The organism is Lewinella sp. LCG006, assembly GCF_040784935.1.
Taxonomy (GTDB): Bacteria; Bacteroidota; Bacteroidia; order Chitinophagales; family Saprospiraceae; genus Lewinella.
Window position 1 is genome coordinate 6,434,283 of the sequence record NZ_CP160680.1, and the last position, 18,445, is coordinate 6,452,727.

The following is an 18,445-nucleotide window of genomic DNA, read 5'->3' on the forward strand; positions in this document are numbered from 1 at the left end:
ATTACCTCCCCAACTCCCCCCTCCCCTTCCAAACAATATCCAGATCCATCCAGAGCTGGTAATCTTTGGCGTAGAGGAGGTTCAGGCGGTGGACGGTGGCCTCATCGGGCTGACGGATATTCAGGGGCAAGACGGGGTTTAAGACGCCTGGTTTTATTTTTGGGAGTAATTCCTTGCTGCTGGTTGCATCAGCGTAGCCGACCCAGCTAAGGCGACCAATCATGACCTTAGAGATGTTCTGAAGGAGCCCCAGTGGTTTTTTCACGAGTAGTGAAACTAAGGGGAAAAACAGCAAAAGGAATAAACTCATGCCCACATCGAATAGCCGCTTGTTGCGACGAAGCAATGGTTGTGCAATCGCAAACTGTACATCAATGGTATAGAGCTCTCCGCTATGGTTTTTGGAGTGGCTGCCGATAATACTCAGGCTGTCTTCGGGTAGGATTTTGTAGAGCATTTTGGGACCTAGCGTACTCATCCACTTCATGATGGACTGGGCAGGTAGATCACGCGAACAGAAGATCAACTCTTCGATACGATATATTCTGACAATCTCATCCAATTGATGAAGGATGCCCAGGGTACCTGCTTCTTTTGTTTCAGGGGCTACACGCCCTACCAGATTGGTACGCACATTGGCCTGCTGGAGTAACTGAAGCGCACGAGCGGCCTCCTCTTCACTACCAATGAGAACCAGACGCCGTTGTTGTTCCTGACCTATTGCCAGCGATTTGTAGCGCAAAAAATACAGTACCATCCGGGTCATCAAAGTTGCCCCAAATGCCCAAACCGCTCCCAGTAGGATGAGTGCCCGGGAACTCCTGTATTCTTGCTCCAAAAAACCGTAAGTAGCCGCCAGTACCAAAGTGCCGGTCACTAAACCTCGCAACAAGCGCCTTAGCCGAAAAGGCTCGTCGTAAGCGCCCGCAAAGAAGTTGCTTCCCAACCAGATGAATACATAGAGCGGAAAGTTGACATAACGTACGGCAGGCTCATAGTAATCGGGATCTTGAAAGTGGTAATTGGCCCAGAAATTTTGCAAAAAGATCAAGCCCAGATAAATCAGGATGCCCTCTAACAGAGGGAGATATATTTTGCGAATGGCATTGCTCATTAAAGTCATACCGGCCCGCAGGTAGATCGCACCTTGCAACATGGCCACAAACAAGCGAGCCTGACCTCCCTGAAAATGCTTACGGGCAAAGATGATCATCGCCTGGTAAAAAGCCTTGACGTAATTGAGGCTCCCTTTTTTGGTGCTCTCCCCTTTGTAATGGATGATCGTGGTCGTAGGGAGATAATAATTCTTGTAGCCTCCTTGTACAATCCGGTAAGATAAATCAATGTCTTCCCCGTACATAAAGAAGGCCTCGTCGAGCAAGCCAACTTTATCCAAGGCACTACGCCGCATAAACATAAAAGCTCCCGAAAGCACTTCAATTTCGTGCGTCTCATGTTCGGAGAGATAGCCCAGATGATAGTGATTGAAGTGCGGAGAGGAAGGAAAAACCCTCGCTAGTCCAAACGTTTTGGCGAAAGCCACCCAAGGTGAAGGAAAACCACGCTTGGATTCCGGTAAGAACTTGCCGGCACCGTCGATCATTCTTACCCCCAAACCACCTGCTTCGGGATGCGCATCCATGAAGGCAACACAATGCGCAAAAGTATCTTCCTCTACCAGGGTGTCGGGGTTGAGGAGCAGTACGTATTCGCCTTTTGCTATGCGAATAGCCTGGTTATTGGCAATCGAAAAACCGGGATTGTCTTGATTGGCGATCAGCTGAACTTCGGGAAATTTTTCGCGCACCATGCTCACCGAATCGTCGACCGAATTATTGTCCACCACAAACACTTCGGTAGCTACGTGAGCGGCCGCCTTTCGGACGGAAAGAAGTGTTTGCTCCAGAAAATACCGGACATTGTAATTGACGATAACGACGCTGAGCTTCATGGCACTAATCTACCTTGTAAGGGATCCGGGCCACAATGCTACGGCCCAAGGTGAGGCCATCGGCATATTCCAGTTCACCACCGAAAGAAACGCCACGGGCTATGGTACTGACTTTTACCGGGCGATTGGCCAACTGCTTGGTGATGTAGAAAATGGTGGTATCCCCTTCTATCGTTGGGCTGATGGCCATAATAACCTCCTTGATTTCCCCCTTATCGATTCTACTGACCAGTGAATCGATGTTTAATTCTGAGGGGCCAATGCCCTCAATGGGTGAAATTACGCCTCCCAGGACATGGTAAGCACCACGGTATTGCCCTGTTTCTTCAATAGCCATAACATCCCGGATGCTCTCTACCACACAGACCAGTTGGGCATTGCGACGATCATCCTGACAAACGGTACACAGCCGGTCATCACTAAGATTATGGCATTGTTCACATTCCTTAATACCACTGCGCATCTTGGTGAGTGCATTGGCAAAAGTATCTACCGATTCGCCGGGTTGTTGTACCAAATGCAGCACCAACCGCAGGGCTGTTTTGCGGCCAATACCAGGAAGACTAGAAAAAGCTTCGACTGCTTCCTCAATTAATTTGGAGGAGAATTGCATATTTGTTTTCTTCGTGCTGCGCAAAGATACAGCCTTCTTTGACAATTTCAGGACAAGCTGAACTATGAAAAGGTTAAGCTGTTAAATGAATAGTTTCGCAAAAAAATTGCATTTTTGCGGTGCTCCTAACTAAAGGTCTACAAGAAACAACAGAAAAACATCAAAATATTATGGCGGAAGTCATTCGTATGCCGCGCATGAGCGACACCATGGAAGAAGGTAACATCATCGGTTGGCTTAAGGCTGAAGGTGAAACGGTAGAAGCTGGGGAAACCCTGGCGGAGGTAGAAACCGACAAAGCGACCATGGAATTGGACAGTTATTTTGACGGCGTACTGCTACACATTGCCGTGAAAGAAGGACAAGTTCCTATTAATGGCGTCATTGCCGTTATCGGGGAAGAAGGAGAAGACTGGAAAGCAGCCATCGCTGCTGCTGGTGATGGGGGCGACGAAAGTGGTGCCAGTGAAGAAGCACCAGCCAAAGAAGAGGAGGAAGCAACTACCAGTGCGGCTAGCACTCCGGCTGCTGAAGCTGAAGGAGATCGTGTAAAAGCTTCTCCCCTAGCCCGCAGTATGGCAAAAGAAGCAAATATCGACCTGGGTAATGTTACCGGATCTGGTGATCAAGGCCGTATCGTTAAGCGCGACATTGAAGCTGCTATGGAAGGGAAATCAGCGGCTCCGGCTTCTGCTCCTACAACCGCCCCTGCTCCTGCCGTGGCTGCTCCTAGTCCAGCTGCCGCTCCTGCACCTGCTAAAGAACCTGCTGCACCTGCCGTTACGCCATTTGCCTACACGGGCGGAGGTGACAATTTTGAGAAGGTACCTCTCTCTCAAATGCGCAAGGTGATTGCTCGTCGTTTGGGTGAAAGCAAATTTACAGCTCCTCATTTTTACCTTACGGTAGAAATCAATATGAACAAGGCAATGTCATTGCGCAAGCGCATCAATGAAGTTGCTCCGACCAAAATTTCCTTCAACGATCTTGTGATCAAAGCCAGTGCTGCGGCATTGCGCCTTCATCCTGCGGTGAACAGCGCGTGGATGGATGACCACATTCGTATCAACAAGGACATCAATATCGGTGTGGCTGTTGCCGTAGAAGATGGTCTCCTGGTTCCTGTGGTTCGCTATGCGGATATCAAAACGCTTTCGCAGATCAATACGGAAGTGAAGAGCCTGGCTGGCAAAGCAAAAAATCGCAAACTACAACCCGATGAGATGCAAGGGAATACCTTCACCATCTCTAACTTGGGCATGTTTGGTATCGAAGAATTTACCGCTATCATCAATCCGCCTGATGCAGCAATCCTCGCCGTAGGGGGGATCATTGAGAAGGCCGTTGTGAAAAATGGAGAAATCGTTGTCGGCAATCAGATGAAAGTAACGCTTTCATGTGACCACCGCGTGATCGATGGTGCGACTGGTGCACAGTTCCTGAATACCTTCAAGGATATTTTGGAAGACCCCATCCGTTTGATGGTATAATTGCGCCGCGCAGCGCAAAATGTGTAACTACCCAATTAGGATAGAACACCGATTTAACGGATAAAACAGGATTTTCACAGATTTTTTAATACCCGTGTAAATCCGTCTGATCCGTTAGATCCGTGTTCTATCCTTTTTTTATACGCTCACCTACCAGCTTCGCCGATCCCACTTCTTGGTCGCTACGATAGCTAGCGGATAATCGCTACCGATTTTTACGTGGTGTTCTTCCTGTTCCACAAATTTCAATTGATCGGGAATATGCACCATGTCGGCGGGGAGTTCAGCCAGCTCTGGCACCCAACGTTTTACGTATTCTCCTTTGGGATCATAACGACGAGCCTGTTTGACGATATTAAAGTATCGATCCTCACGGGGATCGCTACCGACTCCTGCAATATAATTCCAATTGCCCCAATTGCTGGTTACGTCATAATCCACCAACATAGACTCAAAATATTCGGCTCCCATCTGCCAGTTGACCTGGAGGTCTTTTACTAAGAAACTGGCTACATTTTGCCGACCACGATTGGACATGAAGCCGGTGAGGTTCAGTTCCCTCATATTTGCATCGATAAACGGCACCCCGGTTTCTCCTTCCAGCCAGGGACGCATATTTTTCCAATTGTTGCGCAAGCCTACAGGTTCTTCACCTTTGGTGCCTTGCTTAAGAAATATCTTATCCCCGTATTTTTTACCCATGAGCCGGAAGAAATCGCGCCAAAGCAACTCAAAAAACAACCAGTAGGTACTGTCATTTGCACCGCGCTCGGCTTCGTACTTTTTGATTTCGTGATAGATTTTTTTTGGCGAAAGACAACCTTGGGCAAGCCAGGCTGAAAACTTGGAAGAATAATCGCCGCCAATCAGGCCGTTGCGGGTCTCTTTGTAGTTTTTAATATGGTCGGTCTCCCATAGATAATAGCGTAGTCGCTCCAGGCCAGCAGTTTCTCCTCCTTGAAAAGGAAGCACCTTACGGGAATCGGGGATCACTTCATCGTGGCCAAAATCCTTGAGGGTAGGAATTAAGCCTGGGGCAATATCAGAACTAAAATGAGGAATTTTTGAAGGCGTAGGAAGCGGTTCACGTACAGGGACAATGCGTTCTACTTCTTTGCGAAATTGGGAAAAAACATCGGGCGTATGGGTGACAGGAAAAGGTAGATCTGCTGTGTAATACAACATTTTACCTCTGCTGTAAAGGATTTCCTGCCCTATCGTCCAGAGCTTTTTCTCCAGGTCATTCTGAATCGTGAGTTCCTCAGAGGTCCGTTCGCGATTGCAGAAAACCCAGCTGCTTTTGCATTCTCGTGCCAATTCGAAAACAACTTCTTCCGGCTTGCCAACACGTACTACGAGTTCGTTGCCACGCGCACGCAGTTGTTCACGTAAATCTTCAACAGCTTCAATGATGAACTTGGCCCGGAATTTTCCTGTTTTAGGAAAATCAAACCATCTTGTACGCCCCGTGAACAGGCGTTCATCAAAAACATAAACAGGAAGCACCTCATCCGCCATTTCTAAAGCGTTGGTGATGGCTTCATTATCGTGTAAACGAAGGTCTTGACGAAACCAGACTATTGCGCGGCGCAGGCTCATAGCTATTGTTTTAAACGGTACATACGGATTCAACTAACACACCAGATGTACTGTTCTTTTTGAAAATATTGAAAGTAGAACAAAGATACAACTACTTGGTTTGGAAAAAGAGCGTGAAAATCACCATTTTTGAAAAGTGCTCATCCCGATTCTCGGGATTCGAGGGGGGGGACGCGCGAGCAACGCGAGTACCACCGTGAGTTCCGAGACTTCGGAACGAACACAACCTCGAGCGAAGCGAGTACCACCGCGATCCCGACCTTTCGGCGGGAGAGCACAAACCAACAACCATGAAATACGCCTTCTACATTTTCCTTCTCTTAGGCCTTTTTAATAGCAGTTGCCAATCCAAAGAAGCGCTTCCTGTCTTAGGCCCCTACGAAAAAACAAATGGGGAGAAAGTCTTCCATCCCGTCCGGGATTTTCGTTTGTTCAATCAGGATAGTATTGTTGTCACCAATACCACTTTCCAGGAAAAAATCAGGGTAGTAGATTTCTTTTTCATCTCCTGCCCCAGCATTTGTCCAAAGGTGCAGGCGCAAATGTTAAAAATCCAGGAAATTTTCCAGGAAGAAAAAGAAGTGGTCCTGGTTTCTCATACCATTGACCCTAAACGAGACAATGTAGCAGCTATGGCGCGTTATGCCACTAATATTGGCGTAGAACGTGCCGATCGATGGCAGTTTCTTACGGGCGACCGAGCATTGCTTTACCAATTGGCCGATGATCATTTCAATATCGTTGTTGAAGACGACTCCGCCCCCGGAGGTTTTGATCACACTGGTCGCATTGTACTGATTGATAAAAAGGGGTACATTCGCAGCTATGCCAACGGAACAAACCCCGCTTCCGTAGACACCTTGATACAGGATATCCAACAATTACTCCTCCAGGAATAAAAATGCACCAATATGGGAACGCCATTTTTTCGCTTTCTGCTTGTAGCCACTACCCTATTTTTAGTCGTTCACAGCTGTGAACAAGAACCATTTCAACAAGGAAAAAAACTATATACAAGCTATTGCGAAAATTGCCACATGGCAGATGGCAGCGGACTAGGAACCAACATTCCCCCTTTGGCACAAGCCGATTACCTGAAAAATGAGCAGGACAAAATTGCTTGCATTATTCGCTATGGTATCAACGATACGCTCCTCGTTAACGGTAACCGCTACGAAACTCCCATGGCAGGTATTGAAAACCTTTCAGAATTTCAGATTGCCAATGTAATCAACTACATCAACCAAGCTTGGGGAAATGACTATGGTTTCGTAACCGTAGAAGACCTGAGAAATCAATTAAAAAAATGCAAATAAGGCGACGGAGAGAAGAATAAATTCCTCAATAATTTCAGAATTAGTACATTGTAGTCTACTTCTCTATTTAAAAGATTGTTACAATGTCACAGAACGTTAAGCATACGCTCTTTTTTCTTGCTTTTGTCCTCATCACTCTTAATCTTCATGCCCAAGTTCCCGTCAATGACGACTGTGCCGGGCTGATTGATTTAGGCGTTGCACCTTACTGTCCTGATATTACGATTCCAGGAAATGAAACAGAAATTTATTCCAATGTCGACGCTACTGCTTCCGACATTGGTTTCGGAAATAATCCTCTTTGTTTCAACGGAGGTACGGTCCAGCGTGATGTTTGGTTTGCTTTTACAACCAGTGATACCATCTTTGACTACACCATCACTGTAATGGGCGTAGAAGGTCCCAATGGCGAAGCTTCCATCGTCAACCCACAGGTAGCACTTTATCGGGGAGCTTGTGCTCTAAACAACCTGGCAGAGTTGCTTTGTGCTTCTGCTGCCCAAGGAGAGACAATGGTAGAATTGGATGCTGAAGGACTAACTCCGGGCATCACCTATTTTATCCGAATCAACGATTATTCAGGTACCGCTACGCCTAATGCAGGAAGTTTTAAGCTCTGTATCGACAAGAAAGACCCCATTGATCTGATCACGGATGGAGGTTCTACCAACTGTAGCGGAGAACTTTACGATTCTGGTGGCCCCGATGGTGACTACGGCAACAATGAGAACAATGTTTTCACCATTTGTCCTAATCAACCCAACCAGTGTATCAACTTTACCCTCCAGTACTACAATATGGAGTACAATGATTTTGCGGTCACTGATCAATTGATTTTTTATGATGGAGATGGTACCAACCCAGGTACGATCATCACTACTTTAGGTGGTAATGATTTTGGCGGAACTTCGGCAACTTCAGGGGTTTGTTTTGCCGTTCAGGCCAGTAGCGGGTGTATGACTATTCAGTTTATTTCTGATGGTACCAGCACCTTTCAGGGCTTTGCTGGCAGCTGGGAATGTTCTTCACAAGCCTGCGAAATCAACGATCCTGTAACGATCAGTCCGGGAGCTTCAGCTACCGAAATTGAAGCTTCCCTCTCCACGCCTTTTACCCAAACAACGATTACAAATATTGACTGTGACAATGCCGCTTATGGCACCTTTATCGCCGGAGACAATACTGACTTAGGGCTGAATCGTGGCTTGGTGCTTACTTCGGGTACTGCCGTTGGTGCAATCGGCCCTAACAACCAGGCTGGTGTCTCCACCAGTTTGTTCACCCCCGGTGATGATGACCTGGATGTACTTTCTGACCTTTCTGGCAATGGAGAACTTTCCGAAGATGCCTGTGTCATTGAACTTGATGTATTTGTCAACACCAATGAACTCTCTTTTGAGTACGTCTTTGGTTCCGAGGAATATCCCGAATTTGTTAATGATATTTACAATGACATCTTTGCCTTCCTGATTTCTGGTCCTGGCATCACCGGACTACCGGCTTTGAATGGGCAAGAAAATATTGCGACCATTCCTGGCACCAACACTTTTGTAGAAATCAACAGTGTCAACAATCTTCTCAACTGGGAATACTACCGCAACAACCAGGATGGATTGAGCTTGCAGTACGACGGACTTACCTCTGATTACCTGGGCGTCAAGAAAAGCCTCACCGCACGAGCAACCGTGGAGCCATGTAATACCTACCACCTAAAGCTGGCTATTGCCGACCGAGGGGACAACCTTTTTGATTCAGGTGTATTTGTTTCCGAATTAAAAGGCGGCACCCCTGAACTAGTCGTCGAATTCAACTCAGGTATCGAATACCTCATCGAAGACTGTACCGACATCCCTGACGAAGTTATCTTCCGGTTAGACAATCCACTGGATGAAGATATCACTTACAATGTGGTCATCACCGGAACTGCCACCCAAGGAGTGGACTATCTGTTTAGTGTTCCCAGTCAGCTGACTTTTGTGCCTGGATTAAATGAAATCACCTTTCCCATTTCTGTATTGAGCGATCTGGACGATAACGAAGGCATTGAAAATATTATCATTCAACTCACCAATGACTTCGGTTGTGGTTTGGTTGAATTGGCCAATTTGGAAATCCTCCTCTACGATCAACTCATTGTAGATATCAATGCAGGAAGTGATACCGCCAGGGTTTGTGCCAACAGTGACGTTATCCTTACCGTAGAAGGCGCCGCCAATTACTTCTGGACCCCCGTTAATCTTTTTGATGATGTAACCTCCAGTACACCTACCGTTACGCCTACAGAGAACGGTTGGGTATACGTAGAAGGACAGGTTGGCAACTCTTGTACCGCTGTTGATTCTATCTATTTGCTGATCCTCGACCCCGTCATTGATATCATGGAAGAAACAATTCCGACTTGTCAGACGCAAGCCGTTCAATTAGTCGCCAATAACAATGTATCAGGAGAAGGTTTGAGCTGGAGCCCCACCACGGGGCTGGATGATCCTACTTCCGCAACGCCAATGGCCAATCCTCAAGTAACAACGGCTTACGTAGCTACGATTGATCTGGGCTTTGGTTGTACGGTGGCAGATACTGTTGTGGTACAAGTTGACTTTTTGAATGTGCCTGAGCTGGCTGCGGACACGACTATTTGTCAGAATTTTGGGGTAACGCTATCGACCTTACTCGATCCCAATGTTGCCTCGACGACTTACACCTGGATTCCTGGCATGTCGCTGGATGATCCGAGTAGTCCTACTCCCCTAGCATTTCCTGATGAAACAACAACTTACGAGCTTATCGCAACTACTAACAATGGTGCTTGTAGTGCCAGTAACTCAGTCACAGTGACGGTTTTACCTGCCGATGTAGCCATTACCAATGAGCCCGATACCTTACAGATTTGTCTGGGAGAGAGTGTTACCTTGAATGCGCAAACCAGCACTGGCAACAATGACAATTTCCTTTGGACGCCCAATGATGGCAGCCTCAGCAGTACGACAGATCTTTCTGTAATTGCCACGCCCATTACTGGCACGACCTATTTCACTACTTTCACGGTAGGCAGCTGTACAGTGATGGACTCTGTGTATGTTCAGGTGGATTCTTTACCAGCCGAATTAGGAATCACGGTGGAGCCTTTTGAAGAATCCTACTGTCAGGGAGAATTGGTAACCTTGGTATCCCCTACTTACGAGCCAGTTCTGTATCCCAACATCACCCACCAGTGGTTAGGTCTGGGCTTAGAAACATCGGATACCTTGTACAACCTGGTGTTTACCACCACCGATACATTTACGTACCAACGCACGACCATCAATGGTGGATGTATATCGGTAGAAGAAGTAACGATCAACGTCATCAGTAATGATGAAATAACGATCACCCCGGCCCAGCCCGTTATTTGTCCGGGAGAACAGGTACAGCTTACCGCAAACTCCAATACCCTCGGCGAATTAGAATGGTCGCCCGCGGAAACGCTGAGCTGTAGCGATTGTGCAACCCCTATCGCTTCACCGACCAATACGACCTCCTACACCCTGAGTTCGAGTGTGGAAGGTTGTGCCATCGAACAATCGGTGACCGTGACGGTGCTCAACCCTGATGATTTCACTCCTATCGGCAATCGGACGGTTTGTGCGGGAGAATTGCCACTTTCACTCAACCCTAATGCCAGTCCGAACGCTACCTATGTATGGACCTCTAACCCTGCTGGTTTCAATAGCACCGAGCCGAACCCCAGTGTTAATCCAGCCGTAACAACCACCTACATTGGTACCGCTACCAACATTTGTGGCACCATCACCAAAGAAATCACCATTACCGTGATTGATCCGGGTAGTATCATCAGCGTAGCCGGTGGTATCGACACCCTTGTTACATGTCTGGGTTTTGAATTTGACCTCACGGCTAATGTCGACAACAGTAGCAATGGTACCGAAACACTCACTTGGTTATATGATGGTCAGAGTGACGTAGGAGCGGATGCCACCTTTACCGCTGGCAATAGTGGTCTGGCTACCTTCATCTACCAGTATGGCACTAGCGCTACCAATGATTGTGAATCCCTAAGTGAGACGGTTTACATTCAGGTCAATGAAGCACCACAACAAGTAGCCGTAAGGCCAGATACAACGCTGTGTTTTGATGCAGGCACGCCACTTACGCTCTTCACTGGTACGGTAGAACCAGGCGTAGATTACAATTGGACCAGCACCAGCGGGGATGTCTTTATGGAAGCCGATCCGGAGGTATCCCCTACGGTCACGACTACCTACACGCTGGAAGCTAGCTTGGGAGCGTGTACCTCCAGCACCGATGTTACCATCACTGTGATTGAAGCCACCACCCTGGCCATTGATGAAGCAGCCTCTACCAACCTGATCCAGGAAGGAGTGGAAACCTTGACCTTGGTTGCGGAAGCCCCCAACGCCAACAATCCTGCTATTGAATGGACCTTTAATGGTATCAACATAGGGTCGGGGTCTCCTCTGGATTGGACACCTGACCAAACGCAGCAAGATTTGCTTCCTGGTTACGTTTTCGCCACCATCAGCAATACCTGTCAGGAACTCATCGATTCCATCTTCATCCAGAAGTTGCTTTTCCAGATGCCCAATATCTTCTCACCCAACGGTGACGGTGATAATGATGTTTTCAAGCCCTTCTACCTCGGTGAAATGGACGTAGTGGAACTCACCGTCTACAACCGTTGGGGGCAAGTGGTCTTCGAATCAAACGACCCGAACAATCCCGGTTGGGACGGCAAGAAAGGAGGTAAAGATGCACCTTCGGATGTTTACATCTATACCGTAAGAGTAGGTGTTGGTACAGAAACTGTCCAGGACAATGGGCAAATCACCTTGATTAGGTAGGGTAATATTTGCCTTTGTGTATTACTTTAAAGTAGTACATAAAGGCAAATATTACGGTATTAGGTACTTGGTACAGGGTATATGGACTTTGAATACCCAAAAACGGAAGCTATCCCAAATACCATTCTAGTCCCGTGTATTTTAGAAGACCCAGGCAACGACGTTGCCTGGGTCTTCTTTTATATGCCTAATAGGGTTCAACAATAGATCACTCCACCTCAGGCGTCACAACCTCTACCCAATAACCTGCGCTACTGGCGAAAATATCGTTGTCGTACATAGCGCCGCAAGTGCTGGCTGGCAGATAAAACCGCCCGCTGTACGTTGCGCTTAAATAAACCCGGAAGGTTTTGGTTTCATTGGCGCCTAAGTGGAAGAAGGTGTTGACGCGATCATCCCGAAAATCGCGATAAGTGTAGCCCGACTCCGGATGGGTATTAATCTCCTCGAAACGCGTATTGGTAATTTCCCATCCTGCAGGAAATACTTGTTCCAAGGCCAGTTGCCGGTAGCCATAATTGAGCTTATTGGGGTGAGCAACGGTTACTTCGGCAATAAAATCAGTGCCCTGCGCTAAGCGAGAAATATCCAACTGTTCACCATTTGCGCTGCGATATACGATATTCATATTGAGCTGTCGGCTGATCGCTTGTTCTTCTTCCGGTAAAGGTTGTCCCTGGCGAATGATACTACCAAAGAGTTTTTGGGTGCTCGTGTTTTTCACAAAAATTGCATTGGCCCGGTCTTTAAGGTTGATCTGAATATAAGGATGATCCGCCCCGACATCTACAGCATTGGCCGCACCTTGCTTCATGGTGAAGGTGTAGGTTTTACTTAATTCATCATTTTCACCGATGTACTTGCTGAAAGCCAGCAACGAATAAGCAATTTCCTGGGTACTCAACCACCTACGGGCATTCATTTCTTTAGCAATTTGCTGGGCCACTACATCGGCAGAAGCCTGGTCTTCTAAGAGCACCAGCGTTTCCAGGATCATCGCCTGATCGCGTAAGCCTGAACCATAGGTAAAGTCCATCTCTCGGTAGTTGGCCACTTCGGTGTTGATGGCGCGCACCAAATCTTTTGCCGCAGCCACCTGACCAGCTAAAGCGTAAGCAGCCGCCAATCGCCAACGGCTGGTATTGCTTAAATTGTTGCGTTCTCGCAAACGGTTCATTGCTCCCAGTTCCGGTTTACCGGCTAAAGCCAGGGTGTACAAACGGTACGCCTGGTCCAATTCGTAGCTGCTGCGACTGACCAGTCCAAAATCAGCAATTTTTCCATCCCAGGCACGTGCTGCTCCTTGTTGATAATCCTGCCAATTTCTTAGTAAACCCGAAGGCAGGGTATATCCAGCGGCTTTAGCAGCCAGCAAGAAGTGCCCAACGTAGGAAGTTGACCAGGAAGAGATTTCTCCTCGATCGGGCCAATAAGAAAAAGCACCATCACTGCGCTGAAACTGCCGCAACCTATCCAAAGCAGCAGCGACATTCTCGCGAACTTTTGTCCGCTGCTCATCTTTGAGTTCCATGAAGGTGGCTAGATGCAATTGCGGAAAGGCAGAAGAAGTTGTTTGCTCCAAACAGCCATAAGGATACTGCAACAAGTACTGTACCCGACGTTCCAGATCAAGCGGTGGCAGATTGGTCATCTCCAAGGTTCCTGACCGCGTTCCGGCGGAGCCAAAGGGCACATAATCCAAGGTTTGTTCCTCTCCTTTTGCGAGCACAAAGGGTGCTGCCAGCGTTTGCATAGGGTTGGGATTGCGGATGGCTATCTCTATTTCCTGGGTCGTTCGTTCTCCTCCACCTTCGGCAATGACCTTGAATTTTGCCACGCCCGTTCCGTCACCAATACTGATAGGAAAGCGAACCAGTTGATCACCCGCCTTGGTGAAATTGAGTTGCTTGCTCGGCGTAGATAAGCTTACCAAACCAGAGCTTTCCTCCAAGCGAACGTTTACGGCACCCAGCCGATCTTTCATCGCAAAAACATTGACGGGTAAGTCGAGTTGCTCACCAATGCCCAGCACCCGTGGCAAGGTAGCCAAGACCATAAGTGGCTTTCGTACCGGCACCGATTTTTCGGCAGCCCCATAGGCATGAGGTTTCACTGCGACCACCATCGCCCTTACGGCACCCACATAATTGGGCATCTTCAGGCGATGGGTAACTTTTTGTCCTTTGCCCAATTCAAAAGGCCCCAGGTGAAGAACTACTGGATCAAAACGATTCGCGCGATCGGCCTTCTTACCACCATCCAAATCACCATCACCACCGATCGTCAAAACCTGACTAAGGTCAATGGTCGTTCTGGACAAAACGTAGCGATACAAGTCCCAGGTTTTTACCCCCAGCGCTTCCCGAGCGAAGAAGGCATCGTGCGGATTGGGTGTTTTAAAGTTCGTCAGACTCAATAACCCTTCATCTACTACGGCCAAGGTGTAAGTCATGGCCTGCCCTTTGGTTTCGGAAACTTCCACCGTGAAAAATTCTTCCGGTTTTAGCTCTTCAGCCATGCGTATTTTAGGTTCCAGGATCGTATTCGGGTCTTCAATTTTGATGGGGATGACGCCATAAGCACGCATGGGCAGGTCATTAGCATCTTGATCGTAGGGCTGTAGTACCGTAAGGAAGGCGTATACCGTGGGTGCCATTGCTGCTGTAGCTTTAAAGGATACTACATTATCACCAGCTTTTGTATCCAACCAGCGTTCTTCGATCACTCCTTCTCCATTTTCTAGACTCAGCAAGGCCCGGCCTGCACTGCCTGCGGGGAAAGTCACGCTCACTTCCTCGCCCACCTTGTAATCTGTCTTGTCGGTTCTAAAAGTAAGCATACTTGCTTCTTCTGAAAAAGAGTCTTCATTGTACCAGGGCGACCCTGCGTATACGTATCCAGCAGCGCAGTGGCCACTTTGTTCATCACAAACCCGCACCAGATAGCGCCCCCAATCATCTACCTTCACTTTCCAATTGGCCTTACCGTTGGCATCCGTAGTAATGGTCGCACTGGAAATACTCTTTAGATTTCGATCCCGCGCATAGCGAGCACCACGCGAATCTTCATCGTCCCACCACCAACGCCATTCTACGCGGAATAACTCTGTTTTCAGCTTTCGTCCGCCAGCAACTTTCCCCAGGTAATTGACGCTTGCCAATTGTATAGTAGCATCTTCTCCGATCAGCACCCGAGGGCTACCGTAACGATCTTCTGGTAACTTTAGCCCTGCATAGTTATCAAAAGGAAAAACAGCGAAAGAACGACTTTCAGTACTGAAATTGCCTCCTTGTTCATACACCCGGGTACGAAGTCGCATCTGCAATGGACCAGCAGCGGTATTCGCATTTGGCATCTGCACCGCGACCGTAGCTTTTCCCTGGTCATCGAGCGGAGCATCAAAAACGACTTGATTTTGGGCAAGTAATTCTCCTTGGTTGCGATCGTAAAAACTGTAATCCGGAAATGAAGAAAATCCACTACGATCCAATTGGAAAGAAGCTTCTACATTGGCCTTCAGGTTTGCTGCTGGGGCACCATGGAGCCAGGCCGCTTCCAATTTCATCTGGGAAGTGCCAGAAGACATTCGGATAGGATTTTCGGCGCCCGTAAGTGCCACCTTGATGCGGTTGGGCTTGATGGCCTCTATCCGCAGGCTTTTACGAAAGACCGCATCACCGGCCATTACAGAAGCTTGCCAAATACCCGTAGCATCATCAGGTGAAGTCTTGAAAAAGACGGGATAAATATCTCCTTGAGGCAAGACCCCTTCTCGCTTTTCCACCACTTGTCCTTGAGCATCACGAAGCTCAAAAGTCACGGGATAACCAGGAGGAAGGAGTCCCTTTTCATCTTCCAGAACAAAATTCAGAAAAACCGAATCACCAGGGCGCCAAACACCTCTTTCCGCATAGAGAAATCCTTTAAGGCCTTCCTGCAATACGGTTCCTCCAACATCAAAGCGGCTGGTAGAAAGCGCGGTACCATCGTCGAGTCTTACATAGGCTTGTTCCTTAGCTGTTTCCGCGACAGCGAAAAAAGCATTTTCCGGTAATACTGTACTTGCGAGTCCTTTGGCATCGGTTTTCACCGTACCCAAAAGTTGTTTTTGATAATCATAAAAATTAACGGTTACGGCTGACATGGGACCAGCAGTTTGCAGGTTGGTTACTGCTACCGAATACTGCTTGTTTTGTGAACCTTTCACAATGAGGCCCAGGTTAGAGGTCATTACATTGCGGAAAACAAAACGCTCAGGGTGGTAGTAAGCAGGGTAACAAGGGTCATCCCGCTGATCCCAACTGTATTCGCGGTAATAGCCTTCCAGACCATACCAGTTGTCCATGATACTCTCTTCGTATTCGCTCTGATAACCCGAATCTTCAAAGGTGAAATTTTGGGAAGTACAACTATAGAGACTGTGCGAACGACGGAAGCCAATCCGTACCTGATAGAAAGACTTGGCGTCCATTTCAAAAAACTGGCGCAGATCCAGCGCATAACGCTCCCATTGTGCCTGGCTACCGCTTGAGTTGAGGTTCTTGAGCGGCACTTCCTTACGGAGGATAATTTTTCCAACTTTCCGCAGGTCGTAAGAGCCATCGAGTTCATTGTCCTGCAGGAATTGTAAAATGTTGTTGCTGTGAATTTTAAACACTTCAACCTCTACGGTATGCAGTCCAATGGCTTCAAAAGGAAACACCAGTTTAGCGGAAGCAGGCAAAATATTGCCCTGCCCTACCAGGCGAACTTGCGGTTCTGTAGCGGTGAAGGTTACTTCCCAGACACTGCTCCGGGGCATCGCTTCGCGGTAGTGGTTCTGGATACCAGTGTAGACATTAAGCTGCTGATCACCAGCTAGTTGTTCGTTGAGATAGAGCGTAAGCACATGACCTTTAACCGAGAAGCGGAAGTTGTTGTTGCTATTGCTGATGTTTACCAAACCGCTAAAATCCTGATCTTCCTTGATAGGGTCAGAGAAATGAATAGCGACCTTGGCTTCTCCACCTCCCTGAGGCACTACTTTGGTTACTTTAAAATCGCCAATAGCTGGTATTTCTACTTTTTCTTGACCTTTTTGCAAAGCCCCCATCGCTGCACCGTTCCAGGTTAGTAACACTTGACTTGCGGTCTTCCCTCGTTTTACGCCCGTAGCCGTGAAATAATGCACCGTTCCTTCGTCATTGTGCGACCAGGTGAGATTGAGTTTTTTATTGTTTTGTTCTACATTTAACAATTCGGGAATCTCTTCATCGGCGACGAAATCAGACGTCAGCAGTTGTCCTTTTAGCACTTGAGTTTCGCGGATGGAGGGGTCGGGGGTAGAGAGGCCATCCGTTTCCAAGGTCAAAAATGGGTCGCGTGTCTTTACCGAAAATTCAAATTGGTGCGCCTCAGCAGGTACATTATCAAAAAGGTCTTTCAGGGAAACCGTGACAAGATAAGCGGTGGCAAAGTCAAGCGCCGGAGCAGGGTCAAACCGCAGGGTTTGCCGGTCGGTCCAAGTCCATGTACCAGGAGCATTGGGTTCTATATTTACCAGGTTTTTCGCGGCCTCGGTACCTACTTGTTCTTCGGTGATGACCACCCCGGCAAACTGTATTTTGAGGGGTGCAGTACGGGAGACAACGCCCTGGGTGTAGGCATAAATATAGGCTTTGGCGCTTTCGGGCATTGCCTTGGCGTTCTTGTTTTTTGAACATGATGGTACGGCAACCAGAACAGCTAATAATAACAAATAGAAAAGACGGTTCATAACAGGAGTTTTTAGGGATACGATCAACAAGTGCATAAAAATAGCGTTTATTGCACAAGCTATCGATTAATACAATAGCTTATATTTTATATTGTCGACTATTTTTTACTTGACTTAAAAATCCTCCTCATGTCTCGGCAAATTGCTCTTTTTCCGCTGCAAATTGTGGTTTTTCCTGGCGAAGCGGTCAATCTTCATATTTTCGAACAACGGTACCGCGACCTGATCAACGACTGCAAGGACAATGGAATTACCTTCGGTATTCCTGCATTCCAGAACGGTACCATTAAAGAATTCGGTACAGAAGTAAAACTGAAGAGCATTGAAAACATCTATCCAGGCGGAGAAATGGATATCAAAACCGAGGCAATGGGCATTTTCCGCATCCAGGAATTTTTTCCTGAAATGGCCGACAAACGCTACCCTGGTGGAGTTGTAAAAGACTACGAATTTGACCGCAACGAAGATCCCCAACTCAACGAGCAAATTTTAGCCTACTGCCGTCAACTGTTTGCCGCAATGAAAATCAATCGCGCATTACCTGATGACACCAGCAACTTTACCACCTATGATATCGCCCACTACGTAGGTTTCAATCCCGAGCAAGAGTACAATTTCCTTACAACTTTAGGAGCCACCACCAGGCAGCAAGTTATTATCGATCAAATTAGCAAAATTTTGCCAGTCGTAAGAGAGATGGAGAATTTGCGCGCCAGAGCCCAGCTCAATGGTCACTTCAAGCATTTGAAGCCGCCAAAATTTTAAAAAAAACACCACACAAGCACCGGGTGGTTTTGGACCCTCGAAAAAACATGGTTAGAGTCGCTGGTGTGGTTCAGTAATCCCCTTGTCTCGTGATGAG

General features: G+C 47.6%; 9 protein-coding genes. 5 read left to right on the top strand and 4 right to left on the bottom strand.

The features are described 5' to 3' along the window. Position 1: 1 nt before the first annotated feature. Positions 2-1,951 (bottom strand): glycosyltransferase, encoded by a 1,950-nt coding sequence (locus AB0L18_RS23460; protein WP_367389759.1) that lies wholly within the window; start codon positions 1,949-1,951, stop codon positions 2-4. 4 nt (positions 1,952-1,955) lie between these two features. Beyond that, positions 1,956-2,564, bottom strand: coding sequence for a recombination mediator RecR (recR, locus tag AB0L18_RS23465; RefSeq protein ID WP_367389760.1), 609 nt, complete (start codon positions 2,562-2,564; stop codon positions 1,956-1,958). Positions 2,565-2,734: 170 nt separating this feature from the next. Here recR and AB0L18_RS23470 point away from each other — a divergent pair, with 170 nt between their 5' ends. Then, a complete protein-coding gene (locus tag AB0L18_RS23470) occupies positions 2,735-4,054 on the top strand; it encodes a pyruvate dehydrogenase complex dihydrolipoamide acetyltransferase (RefSeq protein ID WP_367389761.1) in 1,320 nt (439 codons plus the stop codon). 150 nt (positions 4,055-4,204) lie between these two features. Here the strand turns inward: AB0L18_RS23470 and AB0L18_RS23475 are convergent, their stop codons facing one another. Next, the gene (locus AB0L18_RS23475; protein WP_367389762.1) at positions 4,205-5,653 is read right to left on the bottom strand and encodes a DASH family cryptochrome; all 1,449 of its coding nucleotides are present in this window, start codon (positions 5,651-5,653) and stop codon (positions 4,205-4,207) included. A 290-nt stretch (positions 5,654-5,943) separates the two neighbouring features. On the opposite strand from AB0L18_RS23475, the gene AB0L18_RS23480 reads away from it, so the two are divergent. From AB0L18_RS23480 to AB0L18_RS23490, 3 genes are all read left to right on the top strand, one after another. Continuing rightward, entirely contained in the window at positions 5,944-6,552 is a 609-nt protein-coding gene (locus AB0L18_RS23480) for an SCO family protein (RefSeq protein ID WP_367389763.1), read from the top strand. A 12-nt stretch (positions 6,553-6,564) separates the two neighbouring features. Next, positions 6,565-6,969 (top strand): cytochrome c, encoded by a 405-nt coding sequence (locus AB0L18_RS23485; protein WP_367389764.1) that lies wholly within the window; start codon positions 6,565-6,567, stop codon positions 6,967-6,969. A gap of 83 nt (positions 6,970-7,052) precedes the next feature. Next, the gene (locus AB0L18_RS23490) at positions 7,053-11,828 is read left to right on the top strand and encodes a choice-of-anchor L domain-containing protein (protein ID WP_367389765.1); all 4,776 of its coding nucleotides are present in this window, start codon (positions 7,053-7,055) and stop codon (positions 11,826-11,828) included. Between the two features lie 208 nt (positions 11,829-12,036). Here AB0L18_RS23490 and AB0L18_RS23495 read toward each other — a convergent pair whose 3' ends face one another. Then, positions 12,037-17,583, bottom strand: coding sequence for an MG2 domain-containing protein (locus AB0L18_RS23495; protein ID WP_367389766.1), 5,547 nt, complete (start codon positions 17,581-17,583; stop codon positions 12,037-12,039). 129 nt (positions 17,584-17,712) lie between these two features. Between AB0L18_RS23495 and AB0L18_RS23500 the strand changes: the two genes are divergently transcribed. Then, a complete protein-coding gene (locus tag AB0L18_RS23500; protein ID WP_367389767.1) occupies positions 17,713-18,348 on the top strand; it encodes an LON peptidase substrate-binding domain-containing protein in 636 nt (211 codons plus the stop codon). Positions 18,349-18,445 lie beyond the last annotated feature (97 nt).

Excerpts from the sequence above, each read along its gene's own strand:
- recR (WP_367389760.1), bottom strand. The coding sequence starts at position 2,564 with ATGCAATTCTCCTCCAAATTAATTGAGGAAGCAGTCGAAGCTTTTTCT.
- AB0L18_RS23490 (WP_367389765.1), top strand. The coding sequence starts at position 7,053 with ATGTCACAGAACGTTAAGCATACGCTCTTTTTTCTTGCTTTTGTCCTC.
- AB0L18_RS23475 (WP_367389762.1), bottom strand. The coding sequence starts at position 5,653 with ATGAGCCTGCGCCGCGCAATAGTCTGGTTTCGTCAAGACCTTCGTTTA.
- AB0L18_RS23495 (WP_367389766.1), bottom strand. The coding sequence starts at position 17,583 with ATGAACCGTCTTTTCTATTTGTTATTATTAGCTGTTCTGGTTGCCGTA.
- AB0L18_RS23500 (WP_367389767.1), top strand. The coding sequence starts at position 17,713 with ATGTCTCGGCAAATTGCTCTTTTTCCGCTGCAAATTGTGGTTTTTCCT.
- AB0L18_RS23480 (WP_367389763.1), top strand. The coding sequence starts at position 5,944 with ATGAAATACGCCTTCTACATTTTCCTTCTCTTAGGCCTTTTTAATAGC.
- AB0L18_RS23470 (WP_367389761.1), top strand. The coding sequence starts at position 2,735 with ATGGCGGAAGTCATTCGTATGCCGCGCATGAGCGACACCATGGAAGAA.
- AB0L18_RS23485 (WP_367389764.1), top strand. The coding sequence starts at position 6,565 with ATGGGAACGCCATTTTTTCGCTTTCTGCTTGTAGCCACTACCCTATTT.
- AB0L18_RS23460 (WP_367389759.1), bottom strand. The coding sequence starts at position 1,951 with ATGAAGCTCAGCGTCGTTATCGTCAATTACAATGTCCGGTATTTTCTG.